We start from the raw sequence: 19545 nt of genomic DNA, 5'->3' as shown, positions 1-19545 counted from the left end.
GCGGGAGTATCCGGCCGGAGGTGAGGAGCCACCGGCTGTTGACTGTGTCGCGGTCCAGCGCACGTTCCCTGTCGTCCCTAGGAGTCGTCTTCATGAGAAGCGCTGTCCTGGCGTTGGTCGCCCTGTGCGTCGTCGCCTGCGGAGCGGGCCAGAAGGCCCACCCCGCGTCCGCCTCCAACCTGAACGCCTCGACCTCGAACCTTTCGAGCGTCTTCAACTCGGCCCAAGCTGGCGACACCATCACCCTGGCCGCGGGCGATTACGGGAACTTCAACGGCGGCTCGAAGTCCGGCGTGGTCACGCTGAAGGCCGCCGCCGGCGCGACCGCCGCTGTGCACCCGGTCCTCAACGGCGCGGCGAACATCACCTTCGACGGGGTCACGCTCTCCGGGATGGAGATCAGCGGCCGCAGCCACGACATCAAGGTCCTCAACAGCCGCTTCACCGGCCAGGCCACGGTCGACGGCAGCTCGATGGCCAACGCCAACATCCTCTTCGACCACGTCACGTTCGACGGGATCGACGCCTGCGCCAACTGCTACGAGGGCCGCCTGTCGGTTCGCGGCAGCGGCAACAAGGCGGCCGCTCCGATCGGCTTCGCGGTCACCAACAGCCACTTCGGCAATGGCGGCGAGTCCGATGGCGTGCAGATCATCGGCATGGCGACCGGCGTGAAGATCGGCCCGGGCAACGAGTTCGCGGGGATCAAGCAGGGCAGCTACGACCGCCACGTCGACTCGATCCAGCTCTACGGCTCGGCGCAGACGCAGATCGTCGGCAATTACTTCCACGACAACGACACGATCCTCATGGCGCCTGACGGCGGTGACCATGAGGTAATCGCCAACAACGTGATGATCGGCGGCGTCTATGTGCCCGCCGTGCAGTTCGGCCACCACGACGGCTCGACGTTCATCCACAACACCACCAAGAACATCGACATCAACACCTACGTGGTCAGCGGCGACCCCTCGCCCAACCACAACATGGTCCAGCGCGACAACATCGTCATCAACGGCTCGCTGAACGCCAGCGGCTGCTCAGCGTGCACCAACGCCTACAACCTGTTCAGCGTGCGGGGCAAGGCCAGCGGCACCAGCCAGGTCGTCGGCACGCCGGTCTTCACCGGCGGCAGCGCCCCGACGACGTTCGCCGGCTACGAGCTGAAGGCGGGCTCGCCGGGCAAGGGCAACGCGTCTGACGGCGCCGACCGCGGCGTGAACTACAGCTCGGTCCCGCCGGTGACCAGCCCTCCGGGCGCGCCCGGCACGGGCGGCGGCACCGGCGGTGGTGGCACCGGGACGGGGACCGGAACCGGGACCGGCGGGACGACGACCGGCGCGAACGGCACGACGCCGGGCGGCACCTCGACGGCGCTGGTCTCCGACTCCGGGACGGCCAATCAGGCGAGCATCCGCGCCCGCTGGTCGTTCACGCCCAAGACGCCGCGCGTCGGCGTGAAGATCATCCTGACCGCGCCCAAGACCAAGGCCGGCGGGCGCAAGTGCTCGTGGACGATCGCCAAGGGCATCACGCGCCGCGGCTGCCAGATCGCGGTGATCTACCGCAAGGCCGGGACCAAGCACATCACGGTGCGCATCAAGGATCGCTCCGGGACGACCGTGCGCGTGACCGGCACCCTCAAGGTGCTGTCACGCAAGGGCAAGCTGACGGCGACCGCCGCCGTTTAGGCGACGCCAGCCGTCACGGGCTCGGGGACCGGCGCCGTCGTGGTGCCGGTCGCCCGCGCGTAGGCGGCCAGCAGCGCTGGGACCTGGTGCTGCCAGGCGAGACGGTCGCGCACGTCGGCTTGGCCTTCGAGCGCCATCGCCTCGCGCCGCGCCGGGTCGTCGAGCAGCGCCGCGACCGCAGCGCCCAGCGCGGCCGTGTCGCCCGGCGTCGCGTAGACCGCCGCGTCGGCGGCCGACACGCGCGACTCAGGCAAGTCGTAAGACGCCACCGCGCACCCCATCGCGAGGTACTCGGGGATCTTGATCATCGTCGAGACGTCGTTGAGCGGGCTCGGCGGATCAGGAGCCAGGCAGACGTCGCAGGTCGAGAGGATCGCGCGGATGTCGTCGTCGTAGCGCCAGCCGGCGAACTCGACGCGATCGGCGATGCCCAGCTCGACGGCCAAGGCCTTCATGTCGGGCAGCGACTCGCCGTCGCCGATGAAGACCGCCTGCCAGTCGTCGCGCTCGGCGATCGCCGCCAGCGCGCGGATCGCGTGGTCGACACCGTCCTGCGGGCCCATGATCCCGAGGTAGCCGATCAGGTGCGCGCGGCCGCGACGCCAGGCCGGATCGGGGTCGACCGGCCGGAAGCGCGCCAGGTCGGGGCCGTTGCGCACGACGAAGACGTCTTCGGCAGCCCGACCGCCGCGCTCCAGCGCGACCCGGCGGTAGGAGCCGTTGGTGCAGATCACGACGTCGGCCATCCGGAACGCCACGCGCTCCAGCGCGACCGCGACCCGGTACATCATGCCCTTGCCCCCACCGAACTTCGCCTGGTAGAGCTCCGGGACCAAGTCATGGTGGTCGAAGACCAACTTGGTGCCCTGCTTGCGCAGCGAGCGCACGGCGGCCAGCAGGAAGTCCGGCGGGTTGCCCGCGTGGACGACGTCAAACGGCCGCTCGCGCGCCAGCCGCCGCGCCAGCTTCCGGATCCGCCACAGCGCCTGCAGGTACTCGCGCGCGTAGCCCACCAGGCCGCCCGCGGCCGCAACCAGCGGGTAGCGGTAGATGGCAATGTCCTCAAGAACTTCGTGAGGCGCGTCGTCGCGCCCGTCGCCCATCGCGCAGACGACCACGACCTCCCAGCCCGCGTCACGCAGCGCGCGCGCCTCGTTGAAGACGCGCCGGTCCGACGGGACGGGCGCGTTCTCGGTGATCAGCAGCGCGCGGGGCATCCGCTCAGGCCGCGCCGCGCGCGAACAGCACCGCGGGGATCGTCCGGACCAGGATCTTCAGGTTGAGCCAGAACGACCGCGTGCGTGCGTACTCGAGGTCGAGCTCGATCATCTCCTCGAGCGTCAGCTCCGAGCGGCCGCTGATCTGCCACAGCCCGGTGATCCCCGGCTTGACGGCAAAGCGCCCGAACCAGTGCGCCGGGTAGTGCTCGACCTCGTAGTGGATCGGCGGGCGCGGCCCGACCAGCGACATCTCGCCCTTGAGCACGTTCCACAGCTGCGGCAGCTCGTCGAGGCTCGACTTGCGCAGGTAGTGGCCAACGCGCGTGACACGCGGGTCGCGCTTGATCTTGCGGAAGCCGGGCGTGCCCTCGTCCTCGCCGGGGTCCTCGCCGGCGATCAGCCGCTGGACGAAGCGCCGGTGCTGCTCGTGGCCAGCGTCGGTCCACATCGTGCGGAACTTGTTGACCGTGAAGGGCACCTGGCGACGGCCATACCGCACCTGGCGAAACAGCGCCGGGCCGCGCGAGTCCAGGCGGATCGCCACGGCCAGCAACGCCAACAGCGGCGCCAGCAAGATCAGCAGAATCGCCGAGACGAAGATGTCCAGCGCACGGCAGGCCCAGGACCCGGCGCGGGCCTCGACCAGCAACTGCTCCGCCGCGACGGCAGCGTCGCCGACCGTCGCAGGGGCGGCGGTAGTGCTCGTGGTGGTCGCGTCCATGCCCCCAGAGGTCCTTTCCCGGTCGATCGGTGTGGCTCAGGCGGCGAGCGCCGCGCAGTGCGACACGACGCGCTCGATGACGTGGTCCTGCTGCGCGTCGGTCAGGTCGGCGAAGAGCGGCAGCATCAGCACCTCGGCGGCGGCCGCCTCGGTGTGCGTGAGATCGGCGGTGACGCCCGGGTAGGCGCCCTCGTGGTGGATCGCCATCACACCGCGGCGCGTCGGAACGCCGTCGTCGAGCAGCAACTGCATCAACTCGGTCCGCTCGACCGGCGCGCCCGGGGCGACGCGCACGCAGTAGGACTGCCAGGTCCGCTGCGCGTACTCAGGCTCGTAGGGCGTCTCCAGGAACGGGACCGCCGCGAACGCTGCGTTGTAGCGCTCGGCCAGACGGGCGCGTTCGGCGAGGATGCCGTCGAGCGCGTCGAGCTGGCAGAGGCCCAGCGCGGCCTGCATGTCGGTCATCCGGTAGTTGAAGCCGCGCTCGGGATAGCCCTCGAAAATCACGCCCTTGGCGCCGTGGCGCTGCAGGTCAGACAGGTCCATCGCGTGCTGGCGCAGCTTGCGCATGCGGGCGGCCAGCTCGACGTCCTGGGTGGTGATCATCCCGCCCTCGCCGGTGGTGATGACCTTGCGCGGGTGCAGCGAGAAGCAGGCCGACGGACCGAGCGAGCCGATTGGACGGCCCTTGTAGTGGGCGCCGATCGCGCAGGCCGCGTCCTCGACGATCGTCAACCCGTGCGCGTCGGCCAGCGCGAAGAACGCGTCCATGTCGGCGGGCAGGCCAACCTGGTGGACCGGCATGATGGCCTTGGTCTTAGACGTGATCGCGCGCTCGGCGGCGGCCACGTCCAAGTTGTAGGTCAGCGGGTCGATGTCGGCGAAGACCGGCGTCGCGCCGAGCGTCCACACCGAGTTGGCGGTCGCGATGAACGACAGCGACGGGACGATGACCTCGTCGCCCGGCCCGACGCCCGCGGCGTAGAGCGCCAGCGACAACGCGGTCGTGCAGTTGGAGACGGCGATCGCCTCGGCAGCGCCGACGCGCTCGGCGAAACGACGCTCGAACTCCTGGACCTTGGGGCCCTGGGAGACCCAGCCGGAGGCGATGACCGCGGCGACCGCGGCACCCTCGTCACCGGTCAAGGTCGGCTTGGCGAACGGGACCTCCATGGTCAGCTCGCCTTCGCCAGCGACTGCTGGACGCCCTCGTGCTCGCGCTCGGCGCGCCACCAGGTGACGAGGCGGCGCAGGCCCTCCTCGAGGTCGATCTCCGGCACCCAGCCAAGCTGCTCGCGGGCCTTGGAGATGTCGGCGAGGCGACGCGTGACGCCGTTGACCGCGCGCGGCGGGCCGTACTCGACGTCGAGGTCGGAGTTCATGACCTTCAACAGCATCTGGGCCAGCTCGCCCAGGCTCGTCTCGGTCTGGCAGGCGATGTTGTAGGTCTCGTCGGTGACGTCGGCCGCGGCGGCCAGAACGTTGGCGCGCGCGATGTCGGCGATGAAGACGAAGTCCATCGTCTGCTTGCCGTCGCCGAGGATGATCGGCGGCTCGCCGGCGGAGATCCGCTCCATCCAGCGCACGAGCACCTCGGTGTAGAGGCCGTGGATGTCCATGCGCTCGCCGTAGACGTTGAAGTAGCGCAGCGCGACGTAGTCCAGGCCCTTCATGGCGTGGAAGCTGCGCAGCAGCTGCTCGTTGTAGACCTTGGCCGCACCGTAGAGCGTGTCGTTGTCGTACGGGTGGTGGTCTTCGCGCGTGGGGAACTCGGTCGCCAGCCCGTAGATCGAAGCTGAGGAGGACGCGATCAGCTTGCGCACCTTGTGCTCGGCCGCCGCCTCGATGACGTTGAACGTGCCGTTGACCAGCACGTCGTTGGCCAGGCGCGGCTCCTCGGCGCACTGCGTGATGCGCAGCGCCGCCAGGTGGAAGACGAGGTCCTTGCTGGCCGTGAGCGAGTGCACCAGGTCGCGATCGCAGATGTCGCCCTCGACGAGCGTGACCGGGCCGTGCTCCAGCGCCCAGGCGAGGTTGTCGCGGCGCCCGCGGACGAAGTTGTCCAGGACGACGATCTCCTCGGCGCCGGCCGTGACCAACTGGTCGACCAGGTTGGACCCGATCGCGCCGCCACCGCCGGTGACGAGGACGCGATCGCCCTGGAGGGCGCCCTTGTTCGTGTTCGTGGTCGTCTGCACGATCATGAAACGGGTCAGACGGCGCCGATCTTCCGCTCGACCGATCAAACGGCCTAAGCGGCTCGCCCGGCGCGCCGCTTCACGCGTGCGGGGCGGCGGCCTCGAACTCGTGGAGGCGCTCGATCGCGTCGGTTCGTGAGGTCGCGTCGAGCTTCTCGAACGCGGACGACAGGTGGGTCTTGACCGTGCTCTCGGCGATGAACAGGCGCGTGGCGATCTCGCGGTTGGTGCAGCCCTCAGCGACCAAGCCGAGGATCTCCTTCTCGCGGTGTGACAGCGCGCGCGGCGCCACCGCGGCGCCGATGTCCAGCGGCACCGAGAGCTGGCCGGCGATGACCGCCTCCAGCGTCGGGACCAGCGCGACGCCGAGATCCGGCTCGCGGACGATCCCGACCGCGCCCGACTGGACGGCCCGGCGCAGCACGCCGTTGGTGGCGTCGTCGGGCATCACGCAGACGACGAGCAAGTCGGGCCGCAGGTCGAGGACGGCCTGCAGTGCCCGCACGCGGTCCAGCGCCCGCCCTTCGGCGGCCAGGACGGCGACGGCGCCGTCCGGCAGCGTCGGCACCTCGGCCGGCCGAGCGTGGGTCAGCGCGCGCCCCGCGGCGTCCAGGACGGAGGCGACCTGCGCGCGGCCGACGCCATCGCCCAGGGCGATGATCGTCTGCGGCGAACGGGCCAGCGCGAGGTCCTCGACGGCACTCATGCCGGATGTAACGCCGCTGACCGGCGTGCGCTTGCGCCGCTCACCCGACTCTTAGAAAGCGTGGCGCGCTGCCCGGGCGCAGCGGGAGTGCAATCCGCTTGGCCCGCATTTCCACATTTCGCGTGGACGAATGGGCAGTGCCCGCCCGTTATGTCGGCATGAAGATCGCTAAGGCGCTGATCCTGACCGGGAGCCGCGGTACCGCGCGCGCCTCCTGGCAGGGCGTGAGCGATGGGCCGCAGCACCTGTTCCCGCTCGCGAACCGCCCGATCCTCTTTCACGTCCTGGAGAGCCTGCGCCGCGCCGGCCTGCTGGAGGCCACGATCGTCACCGACCCCGCCTCGCGTGGGGCGATCGGCGACGCCGTCGGCGACGGCCGCCGCTTCAACCTCGACGTGCGCTACGCCGAGATCGACGAGCCCGCCGAGCTCGGCGGCGCGCTGGCGACCTGCGAGAGCTTCATCGCCGACGAGCCCGTGCTCGTCCACCAGGCCGACGCGCTGCTGCACATGCCGCTCAACGGCCACATCGCGAGCTTCTCCGACGACCGCCTCGACGCGCTCGCGCTGCGGATGCCGAGCAAGCCGTCGTCGCTGCAAGACCTTGCCCCCGGCTACATGCTGAGCCCGCAGGCGCTGGCGCTGCTGCGCGAGCACCCGGGCGCGGCCGCCAACCCGATCAGCGAGGTGCGCGCTCATGGCGGGCGCGTGCGGATCACGGCGGTCGAAGGCTGCCTGCCCTGCCACGGCGACATCGACGTCCTGCTGGACGGCAACCGCCGGATGCTCAAGGAACTGGCGGCCTCGATGGAGGAGCTGGCGCTGCCCGGCTGCGACGTGCAGGGCCCCGTGTCCGTGCACCCGACCGCCGACGTGCAGTCCTCGACGCTGCGCGGACCGCTGGTCATCGGACCGGACGCCGTGCTGCGCGACGCCTACGTCGGGCCGTACACGTCGATCGGCGCGGGCGTGGAGGTCGACGGCGCGGAGATCGAGCACTCGATCGTCCTGCCGCGTGCTCAGCTGCGCTACGTCGGCACGCGGATCGAGTCGTCGGTGATCGGCGCGGGCGCGCGCGTGGCGCGCGAGTTCCGCAAGCCGTCGGCGACGACGCGCCTGTCGATCGGCCCCGGCGCCGAAGTCCTCTTCTCGTAGTTCTTGCCGTAGTTCTAGGACTACGGCTTCAGCGCCAGCACGCGGTCGCGCACCTCGGTGCTCGTCCGCCGCAGCTTCGGCCACGGGCGCCACGCGGGTGCCGCGACCGTCGCGGCGTCGACCGCGCCGACCGGGTGCAGGCGCAGCTCGCGCCCTTCCCCGACCTCGCCGAACGCGCGCAGCGGGCCGCCGTCGGCCGACCAGCCGGCCAGCGCGTGCTCGCCATCTGCCTGCGGCGGCTCCTCGACGGTGACCGCGGCGGCGGGCGCGTCCAGCGCGACCCGGCCGGAGAACGGACGGACGACCAGCGTGCCGTCCTCACGCGTGCGCGCGTCAAAGCTCCCGCGGGCGATCTCCCCCACGCTCAGCCACTCCACGTCGCCGACGCGGTTCACGCGCGCGGCGGCCTCGGCCAACGAGTCCAGCCCGCCGGCGACGTCCTCGTGGTGGCCGTAAACGATCATCGGGTGATCGAGGAACGCGCGCAGCGCGAGATCGGCGACCGTCGAGGTCAGCGGCGTGCGCGGGATGACCGCGCAGCCGCCGACGAAGTCCGCGGGGCGCCAGGCCGCCAGCGGCGGCTCGGCCGGGCGCTCGGCCGTCCACGGCAGCGGGTGGATCGCCGACAGCGCGTCGAAGCCGACGGCGGCCAGCGCGCGGGCCATCGCGCGCGAGCAGCGGCCGTGCGGCGGCATCATGATGTGGTCGACCGGCACGCCGCTGCGGCGCTCGAAGCGCTCCACGCGGCGCAGCGCCTGGGCAGCCGTCGCCAGCGCGAGCGCCTCGTCCTCCTGGGCCAGCAGCTCGTTGTGGACGTGGTCGTTGCCGTGGACGACGAGCGAGAGCCGGTCGCGGCGCTCGATGAAGAGCTGCGCGGTCGCGCGGTGCGCGCGGGCGGCCGCGTCGAGCGGGATCATCGCCATCACGACGTGGTAGCCGTGCATGTCGGCGTGGGCGACCAGCGCCCGGTAGTCGATGAAGCCGTAACTGCGCCAGCGCAGGTTGGGGTCATCGAAGACGAACGCGGCGCGCGGGCGGCGGCGGGTGATCGCCGAGCCGCAGATCGCGCGCAGGAAGTGCACGAGCGCGACCGAGGCGATCGCGCGCCGCGACAGCAGCGCGTAGAGGACCTCGTCGTCGGCCAGCTCGGGCAGGACGGCCGCGACGCGGTGGACGCCGTCGGCCTCGGTCCAGACCGCGGCGGCGCCGGCGGCCGCGAGCACCTGCTCGCCCGGCGCGGGCGTCAGCTCGGCGGCGACCCGGTCGGCCAGCGCGATCCCGCGGACGCTGGGCTCGACCGCGGGCGCGTCGGCCAGATCGACCGTGACCGGCTCGGCGGCGCCGGGCGCGTCGCCGTCCATCACGGCGAAGGCGGCACGGCGGCCGGGCGCGCCCAGCGCCGCGGCGTCGGGCAGCGGGCCGCCGGCCGGCGCGAAAGCCAGCAGCGGCGCGTCCGGCGCGACATCGCCCTGCGCGGCGAACCGCACCGGGAAGGCCTCCTGGAGTGCCGCGAACAGGCGCGGGCGCGCCGCGAGGGCGTCGCCGGGCGTCACGGCGACGTCGATCCGGTGCTCGGTGCTCTGCGTCATGTTCTGCGGGATACAACGCGAGCGGAAGGACACGGCTTCCGGGCCCGTTGAATGGTCATGGAGCTCGTCGCCGCTCTGCGCCTGCTCTGGCGCCACCGTCTACTCGTCGCCCTCATGGCCGTCATCGGCGTGCTCGTCGCGCTGTCGCTCGCCTACCGCATCGGGTTCCCCCCGAAGCTCGAGAGCCGCCACTACAACGTGGGCGTCGGGTCAATCACCGCGCTCGTCGACACGCCGAACTCGCAGGTCGTCGACCTCGGCGGCGACACCGGCAGCGACATCGCGACGCTTTCGGCCCGCGCCGGCCTGCTGGCCAGCCTCATCGCCAGCTCGCCGATCAAGGACCAGATCGCCGCGCAGGTGGGCATCGATAACGACAAGCTGATCACCGCCTCGGCGGACCCGACGACGGGCGCCTCGGGCGCGGTCGCCGTCAAGGACGACCAGCACGCCTACATCCTGAAGTCCGCGATCGCCAACGTCGACTCCGGCCAGATCCCGATCATCTCGGTCCGCACCCAGGCGCCCAGCGCCGAGGACGCCGAGAAGCTCGCCAACGCATCGATCGACCAGCTGAAGGCCCATATTCAGCAGCTCGCCGGCTCTGACAACGTGCCCGAGCGGCGCCGCGTCGTCGTCCGTGAGCTTGGGCCGGCGCGCGCGGCGACCGTCAGCCGCGGTTCCTCGCCGATCATCGGCCTCATCTTCGGCGTCCTGGTCTTCCTGCTCGGCTGCGGCGCGATCGTCGGCTCCTCCGCCCTGGTCCGCGGCTGGCGCCGCGCCGAGGAGCTGGAGAGCCGCGGCGCCACCGCGCTGCCAGACGAGGGCGCGCTGGAGGAGCCGCCCGGACCCGTCGCGCGCCTGGCCGCCGTCGACATCACGCGGAGGTCCTAACCCATGTCCGAGCGCCCGCTCCGAGTCCTGCAGAGCTTCCCGCACAAGATCGGCGCGGCCCGGATCTGCACGACCGCGTGGTACCAGGCGACCGGCGTCGCCGAGGCGGGCGCGGAGCTCACGGTCATGACCGGCGCGGTCGCGCGGCCGCTGCCCGACGGCATCGACGTGCGCACGACGCTCGCGCGCGGACCGATCCGGATCCCCTACAAGCCGCTGGGCCGGATGCGCGCGCTGGCGCTGCACGACCGGCTTGTCGCACGGGCGCTGCCGCGGATGGCCAGCAAGATCGACGTCGTCCACGCCTGGCCGATGGGCGCCAAGCACACGCTGCAGATCGCGCGGCGGCTCGGAATCCCGACGGTGCTGGAGCGCCCCAACGCGCACACGGGCTTCGCCTACGAGGTCACGCGCGCCGAAGGCGAGCGCCTCGGTGTAACGCTCCCGCCCGACCACGAGCACGCTTACAACTCCGACATCCTCGCGCTCGAGGAGGAGGAGTACCGCCTTGCCGACGCGCTGCTGTGCCCGTCGGACTTCGTGGTCAAGACGTTCCGCGACCGCGGCTACGACGACGCGCAGCTCGTCCGCCACATCTACGGCGTCGACGAGACCCTCTTTCACCCGCCGGCCGGCCCGCGACGCAGCAACAACGGGCTGACCGTGCTGTTCGTCGGCGTCTGCGCGGTCCGCAAGGGCCTGCACTTCGCGCTGGAGGCGTGGCTGCAGTCGCCCGCCAGCGAGCACGGCACGTTCCTGATCGCGGGCGAGTTCCTGCCCGAGTACGAGGCGGCGCTGGCGCCTCTGCTGGCGCACCCGAGCGTCCAAGCGCTCGGCCACCGCACCGACGTGCCCGAGCTGATGCGCACCGCCGACGTCCTGGTGCTGCCGAGCATCGAGGAGGGCTTTGGCCTGGTCTGCACCGAAGGCATGGCGTCCGGGGCGGTGCCGATGGTCAGCGACGCGTGCACCGACGAGTGCGTCGACGGGCGCAACGCGTTCGTGCACGCGGTCGGCGACGTCGAGGCGATCCGCGGCCAGTTCACCGCCCTGCACGCCGACCGCGACCTGCTCGAGCGCCTGCGCGCGACCGGGCTGCGCGACGCGCCGGGCCTGACCTGGACGGCGGCCGGGCGGCGCCTGGTCGACGTGTACGCGCAGGTCGTCGCCGACCACGCTGAGCGACGGGCCGGCCGCGCCGCCGCGTGATGCGCCGCCCCCGCCGGCTCACGGTTCCCGGCGCGATGGCCATCAGCGTGGTCGTCGCCGCGCTCGTCGTCTTCTGGAGCCTCGCGACGATCAGCCTCTCGCCGCCCGGCGTCAAGCCGCGGCATCTCGGGATCGGCGCGGCCGCGACGCACGTGGTCGTCGACGCGCCGACGTCGCTGCTCGTCGACCAGGACAAGATCGACGTCGTGCTCGCGACGTTCACCAAGCGCGCCGAGTTGTACGGGAACATGATCCCGACGCCGCCGGTGCTCGACCTGATCCAGCAGCACACCGGGATCGCGCCCGGCGAGATCGTGGCGATCACGCGCTTGACCGAGGGCGTGCAGACCGCGATGCGCGAGCCCGACAGCGAGCAGCAGTCGAGCCGCCTGCTGGAGATGCCGCGCCCCTACCGGATCGACGTCCAGGCCAACCCAGCACACGCGGCGTTCAACGTGTACACGCAGGCGCCGACGCCCGAGGGCGCGATCCGGCTGGCCGACGGGACCGTCGCGGCGCTGCAGGAATACCTGACCGCGCGGGCCGACGCGGCGGGCACGCCGCCGGACCAGCGCGTGCGGCTGATCCAGCTCGGGCACGCGCGCGGCGGGGCGATCAGCGGGCAGACGCGGCCGACGATGGCCGGCCTGTCGTTCGTGATCGTCTTCGCGTTGTCGATGGCCTTGCTGCTCGGCGCGGCGCGGGTGCGGCGCGGCTGGATCGCGGCCGGGCGCGCCCACGCAGGCGACGACGGCACGCCGGCTTTCCTGCGCGAGCCGCTGATGACGCGGGCGCGGCGCCGGACCGGCGCGACGCTCGGCGTATGGCCGCACACGACGCGCGTGATGCCGTGGCTGATCGCGCTCTTCATGGTGATCCTGTGGCTGATCCCGTTCAACGTGATCCAGCTCGGGGTGTCGCTGCCGTTTGACGCCAAGCTCGACCGGCTCGTCCTGCCGGTGCTGTTCCTGGTGTGGATCCTGTCGCTGGCGATCGGCGGGCCCGAGTCGCCGAAGCTGCGGCTGACGCTGATCCACATCGGGATCTTCGGGTTCATGGCCGTGGTCGGGATCGGCGTGCTGGTCAACGCGCATGCCTTGAACCACCAGCTGGAGTTCGAGCTGGCGGTCAAGAAGATCACGCTGCTGCTGTCCTACGTGATGTTCTTCGTGATCGTCGCCAGCTCAGTGCGCCGCAGCGAGGTTCCGAACTTCCTGAGGTACATGCTGTGGCTGTCGGTGATCTGCGCGGTCGGGATCATCTGGGAGTACCGCTTTGAGTACAACCCGTTCTACGACGTCGCAGGCAAGCTGCTGGGGACGGTCTTCCAGGTCGGCGTGCCGACGGGCGGCAACATCGACGACATCGGGCGCCACCTGACGCGCGGGCCGACAGACCATCCGCTGGAGGCCGTCGGGATGATGGCGATGGCTTTGCCGGTGGCGCTGGTGGGCATCCTCGGCGGCGACCGCAAGAAGCAGATCTTGTACACCTTGGCCGCGTGCGTGCTCTTGGCCGCGGCGATCTCCACGTATAGGAAGAGCGCGCTGCTGGCGCCGCTGTCGGTCTGCCTGACGATCGCCTACTTCCGCCGCGGCGACCTGCTGAAGCTCGCGCCGCTCGGCGTCTTGGGGTTGGGCGCGATCCACACGCTGTCACCAGGGGCCTTGGGCGCGATCGTCTTCCAGCTGAAGCCGAGTCGGTTGGGCGTGAGCACGGTCAGCGACCGCGCGTCGGACTACGACGCGGTCCGCCCGGACGTGTGGACGCACCTGTTCTTCGGGCGCGGCTACGGCACCTACGACCACAACGCCTACCGCGTGCTGGACAGCGAGGTGCTCGGCCGGCTGGTCGACACGGGCGTGATCGGCTTGTTGTCGCTCTTTGCGATGTTGTTGTTCATCGTCTTCGCGGCGCGGGCGACGATCCGCTCGCGGCACCCCGTGTGGAGCCCGGCGGCGCTGGCGATCGCCGCTGCCGCGGTGGCGTTCCTGGTGCTGGCGTTCCTGTTCGACGTGACCTCCTTCCCGCACGACCCCTACATCTTGATGTCGCTGGCCGGGTTCCTCGCCGTGTTGGTGAGCAGCGACCCGTCTGACGACCCCGGCGGTCGCGACGAGGTCGTCCGCCGCGCCCCGCCGGTGCCGGAGCCCCGGCCGCCCTACGACGCCGAGGACCTGGATCGCATCCCGGTCATGGCGGAGGTCAACTGACATGACGTCGCCCACGTCCACCGCGCCCGCGCCGGTCCGCCCGCGCTTCCCGCTGATCGACTCCTGCCGCGGGATCGCCGCGATCACGGTCCTGCTGTTCCACGTGGGGCTGGTCGGCAGCTACGCGCGCAACGGCGAGCTGCGGTCGTGGTCGGACGCGCTGTGGATCGGCGTGCCGGTGTTCTTCGTGATCTCGGGCTTCTTGCTCTACCGCCCGTTTGCCGCCGCCGCGCGGACCGGCGGGCGCCCGGTGGCGGTTGGCCGCTACGGCCTCGGTCGCTTCCTGCGCATCGTCCCGGCCTACTGGGCCGCGCTGACGTTCTTCGCGCTGACGACCGGGCTGCACGGCGTGCTGACCGCAGACTGGTGGAAGTACTACGGGTTCTTGCAGGTCTACGCCGACGACACGGTGCTGAACGGCCTGGCCGTTGCCTGGACGCTGTGCGTCGAGGTGACGTTCTACATCGCCTTGCCGCTGTACGCGGTGGCCTCGCGCCGCCTGTCGCTACGCAACGAGTACCTCTTCTTGGCCGCGCTGGCCGCGCTGTCCTTCGGCTTCCGCGCGTTGACGATCCACGACCACTGGGGCAACACGCTCCCGGCGTCGTTCGTCTGGTTCATCCCGGGCATGGTGCTGGCGCTGTGGACCGTCGAGCCGCCGCGCTTCCTGGCCGCGCTGACGGCGCGCAGCGGGTTGTGCTGGGCCTTGGCGCTCGTGCTCGTGGTCGTCGCCGGCCACCTCACCGTGCTCGCCTCCAACGCCTTGATGTTGATCGCCGCGCCGCTGATCGTGCTGCCGGCGCTGTCGCCTTCGGCGAGCTCGATCCCGGGCCGCGTGCTGAGCTTCCGCCCGCTGCTCTGGTTCGGCTCCGTGTCCTACGGGCTCTACCTGTACCACGTGACGCTGATGGCCTGGCTGGTCGACCACCACGGCGCCTCTTTGGGTCCGTCGCCGTGGCTGTCGCTGGCGCTCGTGTCGCTCGTGGTCACCACGATCGCGGCGGCGGCGAGCTGGTACCTGCTCGAGGAGCCGGCGCTGCGGTTGAAGAACCTGTCGTTGCCGCGGCGGCGGCGCGAGCCGGCGCCCGAGCCGGCGCCGGTGGCCGTGCCCGTCAGCGCCGAGCGCTGACGTCCTCCGCCAGCGCGCGCTCCATGTCGTCCGCGAGGGCGAGGTGCTGGTAAGGGCCGGGACGGCGAAGCGCTTCAAGGACCTGCTGTTGGCTCTGCGGGTCCTTGTCCTGGCTCATCTTGACCTTGCACACGAACCGCGTGATCGGCAGGCGGATGCCGACCGTGCCGGGCGCGAGCTTGGCGCCGAGCTCAGGGTCGAGGTACACGGGAGCGTCGACGTGCTGCTCGAAGCGCGCGACCAGGCGGGTGAGCACCGCCACGTTCTCGTCGGGATCGAGGATCTCGGGGACGCCGTAGCAGTGCGCCACGCTGAAGTTCCACGTCGGGGCGCGCACGCCGAGCGGGCTGTACCAGCTCGGTGAGACGTAGCCGCTCGGTCCGGCGAAGATGAACAACATCTCGTTGCCGGGTCCAAAGCCATGGACTTGGTCATCGGGCCGGCCGACGTGCGTAACCACCGCGAGCTGGTCGTCGTCGCGGTCGTCCAGCAGCACGGGGTAGTGCGAGGCGACTGGCTCGCCGTCATTGACGCTGACCAGCGTCGCCCACGGGTGCTCGTCGATCAGCCGGCGAACGACCTCCGGGTCGGTGACGACGTGATGAGGACTGTGACGCATGTCCCGCAGTATGCGGTTGGCATCGGCGCGTGGGATCGGACACCATCGAGTGCGTGACCGCCCCGAGCCACGACCTCGCCGCGCGGCTGCGCGCGTTGCCCGTCTTCGACCTCGCGCTGCCGGCGTTCGACCCGTCCGGCGCACCCGATGATCCGGCGCTGCTCTTCGCCGAGTGGTTGGAGGAGGCCATTGACCACGGGGTGGCGGAGCCGCACGCGATGACGATCAGCACCATCGGCACCGACGGCCGCCCCAACGCGCGCGTGCTGATCCTCAAGGGCATCGCCGACGGCCACTGGCGCTTTGCCTCCAGCGGCCTCAGCGTCAAGGGCCGCGAGCTGGCCGCGACCGCCGCCGCGGCGCTGACCTTCTACTGGCCGGCCCGCGGGCGCCAGATCCGCGTTCGCGGCGCCGTCGTGGCCGCCGAGGCGGACGTCAGCGCCCAAGACTTCCTGGCGCGTGGACCGGCCGCGCGCGCCGAGGCGCTGCTCGCGCGCCAGAGCCAGCCGCTCGTGGGCGAGCTGCCCGAGCTCGAGGTGCCACCAGCCGACCTCGTCGCCGAGCACTGGACCGTCTACGAGGTCGTCGCCGACGAGGTCGAGTTCTGGCAGGCCGACGCCGAGCGCCGCCACGTCCGGCTGCGATACCTGCGCGAGGCCGACGGCGCCGGGTGGACGACCGAGCGGCTCTGGCCCTAGGAGCGACGGCGGTTACGCCGCATCCAGCATCAGCCAGGCCGGAGGGTCTAGGTCTGGCTTGGGCCGGCGGCGGGCGCGCAGCGCGAAGAAGATGATGACCGCGGTCGCCCAGAAGGTGAAGAACACCAAGAAGGCGATGGCAGCCATCGCCTTCTTGGGACCGTCGACGATGACCTTTGCGGTCGGGACGCCGAGGCGGTCGGTGATCAGGTTGGGCATCGTGCCGGACTTGGCGGCGACGGTGCGGCGAAGGGTGCGGTTGGCCGCAGAGGTGAGGCGAACCGCCGTGTGCGCGTCAGGGGCGAAGCCGCGCAAGGTGATGATCGGGATGTGGCCGTCGGCGGCGGCGGTCAGCAGGTAGGGCCCATTCGGCGCGGCGGCGGCCGCGGTCGCCTCGGTCGCCAGGGTGATCTCCAGCGGCGAGGGACCGGTCTCCGGGCCGAGGATCGTCAGCTGCTCGGGGTCGATGCCGGCGTCGCGGGCGATCTCGACGCGGGCGACGTCGGTCATCAGCAGATCCGCCAGCAGGATCGCGCGGGTCGGCAGCGTCTGGTGGGAGTCGCTGTCCAGCGTGAAGGTCGAGAGGTCGGGCTGGCTGATCAGCACGCGCGCCGCGGCGGTCGCTGACGTGCGCTCCTTGCTGCCGAGCTTCGGCGGGAAGAAGCTCAGGTTGTAGAGCATGGACAACCCGATGAGCGCGGCGATCGGCAGGCCGGCCGCGATCGCCCAGCGGTGGCGGCGCATGACGCGCAGGATGGAGATGATCTCCACGCCAGTCCCCTCGCCCGCTCAGCGGTCCTCGTGCAGCGGCTCGGCCACCGGCCAGCCGCCAGAGGGAACCGCCAGGTCGCGCAGCCGCTCCTGCTGGGCCTCATCACGCCAGCCGCGGCGGATCCGCACGACCCACAGCACCATCATGCTCGACGCCAGCAAGGCCAACAAGAACGACAGGCCCGCGACCTTGACGCTGATGCCCGGATCGATGATCCCGCCCTTGGCGCGCCCGAGCTGCTCCATGTGGACCTGCTTGGAGACCGGGATCTTCTGCGTCGCGGCGAGGTCGTGGAGGTAGTCACGCATGCCGTCGATCGCGCCGTTGGCCAGCTGCTCGGCCTCGCGCGGGGTCGGCGCCTGGGCGTAGACGTCGACGATCGGCACCGTCGGGTTGGCCTGGATGTTCAGGCGGTACTCGTCGGTTGACTTGAGGATGTCTGAGGTCTTGCGCTTGCCGGCGCTCGCCAGCGGGCGCGGGAAGTCGACCGTCACCGGCGAGGTGATCCGCAGCACGTCGGCCGGCAGGTTCGCGCGGCGCGCGATGTAGCGGCGGACGGGCGCGCTGGCCATGATGTTGCCGACCAGCAGCGCGCGGTTGGTGATCGCGGTGAACGCGTAGGTGTTGACGTCGAGGTCCAGGACCGTGGACTTCGGCGTGTCGACTAGCGCGCGCGTCGACGCGGTTGAGATCTCCAGGTGCCGCGGGGTGAAGCTGGGCGGCACGACGCCGATCCGGCCGACGCTCCACGCGGCGGCGAGGCTGGCGACGAGCAGGCTGACGACCACGCCTACGCGCAGCTGCCACAGTTCTCGGAGGTGCTTGCCCAGTTGCACTACTCATGCAACGTGGCAACGGAAGGGGAACTTCCGGGCGCGCGTTCTTTATGCAGATGACCGACGACGCGCACCCCCTCGTCACGCGCACGCTCGCGCAGGCCCAGGAGCACCGCCAGGCCGGCCGGCTGGACGCCGCCGAGATCCTCTACCGCGAGGTGCTCGCGCAGCGGCCGGGCGACGAGGCCGCGATCGATGGCCTGCGCGCGACCGGCGCGCTGCCGCCGGAGGGCGACGTGCCGCCGGCGTCCGCGGAGCCGAGCGCGTCACGCGGCCGCGGCCCTAAGGCCGTCGCCCGCGAGCTGGCGCGCCGCCACGTCCGCCCCGCGATCGAGGCCGCCGCCCAGAACCCGCGGATCCTCAAGTACCGCGTGCTGTCGACGTGCCGGAGGGTCCACGGGCCCGCGCCGCGGGTGCTGCAGCCGGTCCTCTGGGTCGGTCCCGGCGAGGTCGTCCTGGGCGAGGACGTCCAGTTCGGCTGGCGCCGCTCGCCCTACTTCTACACCGGCTACTGCCACGTCGAGGCCGCCCTCCCCCACTCCCGGATCGAGCTCGGCGATCGCGTCGAGTTCAACAACAACACCTTCATCAAGTCCGAGGGCGCGGGCATCTCGGTCGGCGCCGACGGCCTCTTCGGCGCCGAAGTCCAGATCTTCGACTCGAACTTCCACGACCTCCATCCCGACCGCCGCCGCACCGGCACACCCCGCCTCGCCCCCGTCGAGATCGGCCCCAACATCTTCGTGGGCATGGGCGTGAAGATCCTCAAGGGCGTCACGATCGGCGCCGACTCCGTCCTCGGCGCCGGCGCCATCGTCACCTCCGACATCCCCGCCGGCGTCATCGCCGCCGGCAACCCGGCGCGCGTCATCCGCGAGCTCTAGCCCCGCCCCGCTCCGGGTCGCTTGAGCGTCGCTATGCGACGCTAAAACGACCCGCGTCTCGCGCAGGCGTCGAGGGCGCGTGGAGCGAAGCGCAGGCGTCGAGGGCGCGTGGAGCGAAGCGCAGGCGTCAGCCGCGGGCGCGGACGACGGCGCGGAGGGCGGCGACGTTGCCTTGGCGGTGGGCGGGCCGGCGGGCGGCGGAGGCGACGAGAGCGTGGGTGGCTGCGTGGACGGCGAGGCCCAGTCGCGTGAGCATCGCGATGGCGATGCCGGAGTGCTTGCGGGCGAAGGCGGTACGGCTCTCGGCGAGGATCGCGAAGAGGCTGGTGCGAGGTGCTGAGTGGCCGCCTTCGTGGCGCGCGGTCGCGGCCGGCTCGTAGCGGACTTCGGAGCCGCTGGCCCAGACGCGGCGGCAGAGGTCCATGTCCTCGCAGTAGAGGAAGAAGCGCTCGTCGAAGCCGCCGAGGGCCTCGAAGACCGATCTCCGAACGAGCATGCAGGCGCCAGAGAGCCACTCCGGCGAGGCGGGCGCGGAGTACGCAGACTCCTCGTGGATGATCTCGTTCGCCCACGCCGCGCGGCGGACGAAGCGGTGCAGGAAGAGCGCGGTCGCCCAGGTCGAGCCCAGGCGCTGGTAGCGGCGCATGCTCGGGATCAGCGCGCCGTCCTCCTCGCGCAGCTGCGGGCCGACGAGTCCGACCGACGGCGACGAGTCCAGGACCGCCGACAGCCGCGCGAGGTCGTCGGCGGAGATGCGCGCGTCCGGGTTAATGAACAACACGTACTCGGCGTCGCCGGCCGCTGCGCCGAGGTTGCAGCCGAACCCGAACCCGCCGTTGCGCCCAGACTCCAATGCACGAACGTCGAGATCGGCGATCGACTCCAACGACCCGTCCGACGACGCGTTGTCGACGACGGTCACGTCGACGCCGGGCAGCGCGAGCAACGGCTCGACCGCTGCCCGTAGTGTGTCCCGGCTGTTATAGGACACGACGACCGCGTCGATCATGGA

The 19545-nt window shown here is 71.4% G+C and carries 18 protein-coding genes; 8 read left to right on the top strand and 10 right to left on the bottom strand.

Features of this window, described 5'->3' with window-relative positions; genetic code table 11:
* The first annotated feature begins 92 nt into the window (after positions 1 to 92).
* A complete protein-coding gene (locus tag ACT01A_RS21860; RefSeq protein WP_445149219.1) occupies positions 93 to 1691 on the top strand; it encodes a hypothetical protein in 1599 nt (532 codons plus the stop codon).
* Here the strand turns inward: ACT01A_RS21860 and ACT01A_RS21855 are convergent.
* The 5 genes from ACT01A_RS21855 to ACT01A_RS21835 all read right to left on the bottom strand — a co-directional run bounded on the left by ACT01A_RS21855 (position 1688) and on the right by ACT01A_RS21835 (position 6536).
* Positions 1688 to 2908, bottom strand: a complete 1221-nt coding sequence (locus ACT01A_RS21855) for a glycosyltransferase family 4 protein (RefSeq protein WP_445149218.1) — start codon at positions 2906 to 2908, stop codon at positions 1688 to 1690. The genes ACT01A_RS21860 and ACT01A_RS21855 overlap by 4 nt on opposite strands.
* A 4-nt stretch (positions 2909 to 2912) precedes the next feature.
* Complete coding sequence (locus ACT01A_RS21850; protein ID WP_445149217.1) at positions 2913 to 3632, bottom strand: sugar transferase; 720 nt, start codon at positions 3630 to 3632, stop codon at positions 2913 to 2915.
* 36 nt (positions 3633 to 3668) lie between these two features.
* A complete protein-coding gene (locus ACT01A_RS21845; RefSeq protein WP_445149216.1) occupies positions 3669 to 4805 on the bottom strand; it encodes a DegT/DnrJ/EryC1/StrS family aminotransferase in 1137 nt (378 codons plus the stop codon).
* Positions 4806 to 4807: 2 nt separating this feature from the next.
* Positions 4808 to 5836 carry an NAD-dependent epimerase/dehydratase family protein gene (locus ACT01A_RS21840; RefSeq protein ID WP_445149215.1) on the bottom strand — a complete coding sequence of 343 codons (1029 nt, stop codon included), beginning with the start codon at positions 5834 to 5836 and terminating at the stop codon, positions 4808 to 4810.
* 73 nt (positions 5837 to 5909) lie between these two features.
* Positions 5910 to 6536, bottom strand: coding sequence for a response regulator transcription factor (locus ACT01A_RS21835; RefSeq protein ID WP_445149214.1), 627 nt, complete (start codon positions 6534 to 6536; stop codon positions 5910 to 5912).
* Positions 6537 to 6694: 158 nt separating this feature from the next.
* Between ACT01A_RS21835 and ACT01A_RS21830 the strand changes: the two genes are divergently transcribed.
* Entirely contained in the window at positions 6695 to 7690 is a 996-nt protein-coding gene (locus ACT01A_RS21830; protein ID WP_445149213.1) for a sugar phosphate nucleotidyltransferase, read from the top strand.
* Positions 7691 to 7710: 20 nt separating this feature from the next.
* On the opposite strand, the gene ACT01A_RS21825 is transcribed toward ACT01A_RS21830, so the two are convergent.
* Positions 7711 to 9279, bottom strand: coding sequence for a hypothetical protein (locus ACT01A_RS21825; protein WP_445149212.1), 1569 nt, complete (start codon positions 9277 to 9279; stop codon positions 7711 to 7713).
* A 57-nt stretch (positions 9280 to 9336) separates the two neighbouring features.
* Between ACT01A_RS21825 and ACT01A_RS21820 the strand changes: the two genes are divergently transcribed.
* From ACT01A_RS21820 to ACT01A_RS21805, 4 genes are read left to right on the top strand one after another with little or no spacing between them, the layout of a single operon-like run.
* A complete protein-coding gene (locus ACT01A_RS21820) occupies positions 9337 to 10173 on the top strand; it encodes a hypothetical protein (RefSeq protein WP_445149211.1) in 837 nt (278 codons plus the stop codon).
* Positions 10174 to 10176: 3 nt separating this feature from the next.
* Complete coding sequence (locus ACT01A_RS21815; protein WP_445149210.1) at positions 10177 to 11382, top strand: glycosyltransferase family 4 protein; 1206 nt, start codon at positions 10177 to 10179, stop codon at positions 11380 to 11382.
* Complete coding sequence (locus ACT01A_RS21810) at positions 11382 to 13595, top strand: hypothetical protein (protein ID WP_445149209.1); 2214 nt, start codon at positions 11382 to 11384, stop codon at positions 13593 to 13595. The genes ACT01A_RS21815 and ACT01A_RS21810 overlap by 1 nt, the downstream gene beginning before the upstream one ends.
* Before the next feature lies 1 nt (position 13596).
* Positions 13597 to 14724: an acyltransferase family protein gene (locus ACT01A_RS21805; protein ID WP_445149208.1), complete on the top strand. Its 1128-nt coding sequence runs from the start codon at positions 13597 to 13599 to the stop codon at positions 14722 to 14724.
* Here the strand turns inward: ACT01A_RS21805 and ACT01A_RS21800 are convergent.
* Positions 14708 to 15343, bottom strand: a complete 636-nt coding sequence (locus ACT01A_RS21800) for an FMN-binding negative transcriptional regulator (RefSeq protein WP_445149207.1) — start codon at positions 15341 to 15343, stop codon at positions 14708 to 14710. The genes ACT01A_RS21805 and ACT01A_RS21800 overlap by 17 nt on opposite strands.
* 53 nt (positions 15344 to 15396) lie before the next feature.
* On the opposite strand from ACT01A_RS21800, the gene ACT01A_RS21795 reads away from it, so the two are divergent.
* Positions 15397 to 16041 carry a pyridoxine/pyridoxamine 5'-phosphate oxidase gene (locus tag ACT01A_RS21795; protein ID WP_445149206.1) on the top strand — a complete coding sequence of 215 codons (645 nt, stop codon included), beginning with the start codon at positions 15397 to 15399 and terminating at the stop codon, positions 16039 to 16041.
* A 12-nt stretch (positions 16042 to 16053) separates the two neighbouring features.
* Here ACT01A_RS21795 and ACT01A_RS21790 read toward each other — a convergent pair whose 3' ends face one another.
* The gene (locus ACT01A_RS21790) at positions 16054 to 16812 is read right to left on the bottom strand and encodes a hypothetical protein (protein WP_445149205.1); all 759 of its coding nucleotides are present in this window, start codon (positions 16810 to 16812) and stop codon (positions 16054 to 16056) included.
* An 18-nt stretch (positions 16813 to 16830) separates the two neighbouring features.
* The gene (locus tag ACT01A_RS21785; RefSeq protein ID WP_445149204.1) at positions 16831 to 17649 is read right to left on the bottom strand and encodes a hypothetical protein; all 819 of its coding nucleotides are present in this window, start codon (positions 17647 to 17649) and stop codon (positions 16831 to 16833) included.
* Between the two features lie 56 nt (positions 17650 to 17705).
* Between ACT01A_RS21785 and ACT01A_RS21780 the strand changes: the two genes are divergently transcribed.
* Entirely contained in the window at positions 17706 to 18533 is an 828-nt protein-coding gene (locus ACT01A_RS21780; protein ID WP_445149203.1) for an acyltransferase, read from the top strand.
* Positions 18534 to 18660: 127 nt separating this feature from the next.
* On the opposite strand, the gene ACT01A_RS21775 is transcribed toward ACT01A_RS21780, so the two are convergent.
* Positions 18661 to 19542 carry a glycosyltransferase family 2 protein gene (locus tag ACT01A_RS21775; protein ID WP_445149202.1) on the bottom strand — a complete coding sequence of 294 codons (882 nt, stop codon included), beginning with the start codon at positions 19540 to 19542 and terminating at the stop codon, positions 18661 to 18663.
* Between the last annotated feature and the right edge of the window lie 3 nt (positions 19543 to 19545).

The organism is Baekduia sp. Peel2402, assembly GCF_052567285.1.
Note: the sequence above shows the minus strand (reverse complement) of the source record. Positions and strands in the feature narration are given on the sequence as shown.

Excerpts from the sequence above, each read along its gene's own strand:
- ACT01A_RS21845 (WP_445149216.1), bottom strand. The coding sequence starts at position 4,805 with ATGGAGGTCCCGTTCGCCAAGCCGACCTTGACCGGTGACGAGGGTGCC.
- ACT01A_RS21860 (WP_445149219.1), top strand. The coding sequence starts at position 93 with ATGAGAAGCGCTGTCCTGGCGTTGGTCGCCCTGTGCGTCGTCGCCTGC.
- ACT01A_RS21780 (WP_445149203.1), top strand. The coding sequence starts at position 17,706 with ATGACCGACGACGCGCACCCCCTCGTCACGCGCACGCTCGCGCAGGCC.
- ACT01A_RS21815 (WP_445149210.1), top strand. The coding sequence starts at position 10,177 with ATGTCCGAGCGCCCGCTCCGAGTCCTGCAGAGCTTCCCGCACAAGATC.
- ACT01A_RS21805 (WP_445149208.1), top strand. The coding sequence starts at position 13,597 with ATGACGTCGCCCACGTCCACCGCGCCCGCGCCGGTCCGCCCGCGCTTC.
- ACT01A_RS21825 (WP_445149212.1), bottom strand. The coding sequence starts at position 9,279 with ATGACGCAGAGCACCGAGCACCGGATCGACGTCGCCGTGACGCCCGGC.
- ACT01A_RS21840 (WP_445149215.1), bottom strand. The coding sequence starts at position 5,836 with ATGATCGTGCAGACGACCACGAACACGAACAAGGGCGCCCTCCAGGGC.
- ACT01A_RS21850 (WP_445149217.1), bottom strand. The coding sequence starts at position 3,632 with ATGGACGCGACCACCACGAGCACTACCGCCGCCCCTGCGACGGTCGGC.
- ACT01A_RS21855 (WP_445149218.1), bottom strand. The coding sequence starts at position 2,908 with ATGCCCCGCGCGCTGCTGATCACCGAGAACGCGCCCGTCCCGTCGGAC.
- ACT01A_RS21830 (WP_445149213.1), top strand. The coding sequence starts at position 6,695 with ATGAAGATCGCTAAGGCGCTGATCCTGACCGGGAGCCGCGGTACCGCG.
- ACT01A_RS21835 (WP_445149214.1), bottom strand. The coding sequence starts at position 6,536 with ATGAGTGCCGTCGAGGACCTCGCGCTGGCCCGTTCGCCGCAGACGATC.
- ACT01A_RS21775 (WP_445149202.1), bottom strand. The coding sequence starts at position 19,542 with ATGATCGACGCGGTCGTCGTGTCCTATAACAGCCGGGACACACTACGG.
- ACT01A_RS21810 (WP_445149209.1), top strand. The coding sequence starts at position 11,382 with ATGCGCCGCCCCCGCCGGCTCACGGTTCCCGGCGCGATGGCCATCAGC.
- ACT01A_RS21800 (WP_445149207.1), bottom strand. The coding sequence starts at position 15,343 with ATGCGTCACAGTCCTCATCACGTCGTCACCGACCCGGAGGTCGTTCGC.
- ACT01A_RS21820 (WP_445149211.1), top strand. The coding sequence starts at position 9,337 with ATGGAGCTCGTCGCCGCTCTGCGCCTGCTCTGGCGCCACCGTCTACTC.